This window comes from Bartonella chomelii (genome assembly GCF_014138465.1).
Lineage (GTDB): Bacteria > Pseudomonadota > Alphaproteobacteria > Rhizobiales > Rhizobiaceae > Bartonella > Bartonella schoenbuchensis.
Map to the genome: position 1 here is coordinate 1 of NZ_JACJIR010000019.1, position 2,795 is coordinate 2,795.

At 31.4% G+C, this 2,795-nt stretch carries 4 protein-coding genes; 2 read left to right on the forward strand and 2 right to left on the reverse strand.

The genetic code is table 11. From position 1 onward, the window contains the following. Nucleotides 1-324: 324 nt before the first annotated feature. Entirely contained in the window at nucleotides 325-819 is a 495-nt protein-coding gene (locus GGR10_RS06670) for a hypothetical protein (protein ID WP_078689723.1), read from the forward strand. Here the strand turns inward: GGR10_RS06670 and GGR10_RS06675 are convergent. Together GGR10_RS06675 and GGR10_RS06680 are read right to left on the reverse strand one after the other, a co-directional pair. Then, nucleotides 814-1,632 carry a hypothetical protein gene (locus GGR10_RS06675; RefSeq protein ID WP_182480439.1) on the reverse strand — a complete coding sequence of 273 codons (819 nt, stop codon included), beginning with the start codon at nucleotides 1,630-1,632 and terminating at the stop codon, nucleotides 814-816. The two genes, GGR10_RS06670 and GGR10_RS06675, sit on opposite strands and share 6 nt — an antisense overlap. Nucleotides 1,633-1,641: 9 nt before the next feature. Continuing rightward, the gene (locus GGR10_RS06680) at nucleotides 1,642-2,277 is read right to left on the reverse strand and encodes a S24 family peptidase (RefSeq protein WP_078689720.1); all 636 of its coding nucleotides are present in this window, start codon (nucleotides 2,275-2,277) and stop codon (nucleotides 1,642-1,644) included. A 47-nt stretch (nucleotides 2,278-2,324) separates the two neighbouring features. On the opposite strand from GGR10_RS06680, the gene GGR10_RS06685 reads away from it, so the two are divergent. Next, complete coding sequence (locus tag GGR10_RS06685; RefSeq protein ID WP_078689719.1) at nucleotides 2,325-2,657, forward strand: helix-turn-helix domain-containing protein; 333 nt, start codon at nucleotides 2,325-2,327, stop codon at nucleotides 2,655-2,657. The last annotated feature ends 138 nt before the right edge of the window (nucleotides 2,658-2,795 follow it).

Genomic DNA, 2,795 nt, shown 5'->3' on the forward strand with positions numbered 1-2,795 from the left:
GACCAAATTGAGCATAGGGATAATCATCATCACATATAACTAACAGAATCCCATAATCATCTATAGAAACCTGTTTACTCATCTTCCATCCCCTCTTATTCGCGTTAGTAGTTGAATTTATATTGCGGACAAACCAGATCAGCTAGCTTTCTTATACCTTTTAATGATATAATTAATTTGCGCTTCTTCGTGGTTTATATACTAAATATGTAGTGAATTTAGTAACAAATGTCAATAAAAATGTAATGATTTTAGAAACTTTTTGCATAAAAATGCAAAATAGCTCAGAAAATTAAAGCTGTAATTACTAAAAAAGGAGGGGATATGTTTAAAAAAGTTAAAGTTTTAACAGTATATATTACTGGATTTGTAATTTTGCGGTTTTTAAAAATAGAAAAAAACGCTGAATTTATTCAAGCTATTTTAATGTTTTCATCTATTGCTTTTGGGGTAACAATGACTTTCATGACAGCTTTCTTTAACTCCCGACTTGCTTCAGAATTGTATCACAACCCTAAACATCAATATGAAAAAACAACGGATTTGAATATTGTAACAGATTATTTGCACAAAAATTTGTATAGTTTTTTACATCTGTTTATTATAGCGTCTTTGTTGTTACTTTTTCCACGCAATCTTAAACAAGAGATTGTTTTGCCTTTTTTTCCTTGGGACTCAAAATGGGAGTTCCATTTTTATTGGGATGTCTTGTTGTGGTATTTTTTTCTAATTTTCGTGTTTAATATTATCTTTCAAATGTACGGCTTCATAAATAATCTTATAAAACTACTTAGGTTAAATAGTGTGCACTTCTCATAACTTATCTATTTGCGATATTATTTGTTTTTGTATCGAATCTTCTTTATAGAGACCATTCTCATCCTTTTCTGCAGTAACAGCCACTTGTTGTTGAAATTCTTCAGTATTAAAAACTGCATCAAAATTATCTTGTGTTTTACCTGTGCAACGTAGTTTTCCTACTTTGTTATTTTTAAGAAAGTTATAAAAAAAATTTTGTATCCAATTGTGATTTTGAACTTTTAAGTCAACAGATAAATCTATTTTGATGATATCATCACGAGGGAATGGTTCGCTTATAGCTTCGTACATATCGGATACTTCTTTAGATGGAAATACTAAATCTGGATTTTTAAGTGGATCATGATTTATACACATTTCAATTTTGTTTATTATTTTAAGTTTTTCAGCAAATTTTTCACTATCAAGAAAAGTAGGCTTAAAAATAACCTTTTTTTGAGAAAAGTGTTTTTTGTAATAAGAAACTAAAAGATTATTGAGCTTTTTATTTGAGGCATAAAAAGTAGATATTTTAGGAAGAAAAAATCCAAAAAACTGTTTGTTTTGCTCAACCAGTGTTTTAGTACGCGGATTGGTGACTTTTTCAAGTTTATCTGTGTTAGTATCAATAACTTGATTATTATAGGGATCCTTATTTCCTACTAAAACAGAAACCCAATAAGAATCTCGATAGAATTCTTTTATCGTTAAGGTAATGCATTTATCGTCCATTTGATAAGTAGTTGTGGCATCCTGAAAAAGAGCCCCTATATCTTCTACTGTAACAGCTTTTGCATTAACAGATATATCGTAAGAACGGAAAACTATACTCATTTTACTACTTTAAAGTCTTGGTGGTTTTATCCAGTCTATAGGTGCAGCCCATACTAATTGGATATCTTTTATTTCTGGATATAGCCTATTTAAACTTTCTAAATTAAATAAATCGGGTTTACTGCCTTGCTTCACGATCTTTACAAAACAACGTCCATCCTGCGTGTAGACAATTGCTTTTTTGTTAAGAAGTAAATTTGGAGACATGTTTTGTGAGTAAAACAAAATAGATTTATCTTCAATGAATGGTTCCATTGAGTCGCCCTCAACTTTTACTGCGTATGTATCTTTTGTGATGTATGGAGGTATTTCCACTTCCTCAAGCCAACCATCTTCATAGGGAGTAACTTCTGAACCTGCTCCCACATAGCCCATTAAGGGTATAGTTTTCTTGCGCGGAAGAGGATATTTTGTAATTTCTTCAATTGCTATACCCTCTTGCATACTTATTCCCCGTTCTCCTGTTAGCATTTTATTGACTGCAGAACGATAGATAGGGCGCTGCATTTTCTCACTCAGTTGTCTAGCAAGTGATGATTGAGATAATCCAGATTCTTGCAAGGCCTCACTTAACCAAATTTTCATAATGCTATTCATAGTTTTCATTATATCTTTGTTAGAAAAAAAATCTTTTGTGATTTTCATTACATTTTTTGTTGATTTTGTACCTAAATAAGCTACAATAATAAATTATGAAACAATTTTACGAAATAATAGATTTATTGGGTGGTGTTCGTAGAGTATCTCAATTACTTGGGGTTCATAGAACACGTGTATATGTTTGGCTTCGTCCTGTATCAAAAGGTGGGACTGGTGGAAGAATTCCAATAAAGCATATTCCACTCCTTTTGAGTGAAGCCAAGAGAATTGGTGTGCCAATTAAAGCGGAAGATTTTTTGTCATTTTCATACAATTCACCATTACGTGATTCCGTATTATCTCCAACGTCTACATGTACCGATAGTTCCACCGTTAATGAATATCACCAGGATAATTCATCCTGTCAAACAGAAGAAAGATTATGAAAGCAAAGGAAATGTTAAAAGAAATTTATACACGATTTTATAAATTGGTAAGTCGTCATAAGAGAATAGAGAATGCAAGTAAATTAATAGAAGAATACACAGACACAATACCGTCTGATGATAATACAAATGAACTCG

Excerpts from the sequence above, each read along its gene's own strand:
- GGR10_RS06680 (WP_078689720.1), bottom strand. The coding sequence starts at position 2,277 with ATGAAAATCACAAAAGATTTTTTTTCTAACAAAGATATAATGAAAACT.
- GGR10_RS06670 (WP_078689723.1), top strand. The coding sequence starts at position 325 with ATGTTTAAAAAAGTTAAAGTTTTAACAGTATATATTACTGGATTTGTA.
- GGR10_RS06685 (WP_078689719.1), top strand. The coding sequence starts at position 2,325 with ATGAAACAATTTTACGAAATAATAGATTTATTGGGTGGTGTTCGTAGA.
- GGR10_RS06675 (WP_182480439.1), bottom strand. The coding sequence starts at position 1,632 with ATGAGTATAGTTTTCCGTTCTTACGATATATCTGTTAATGCAAAAGCT.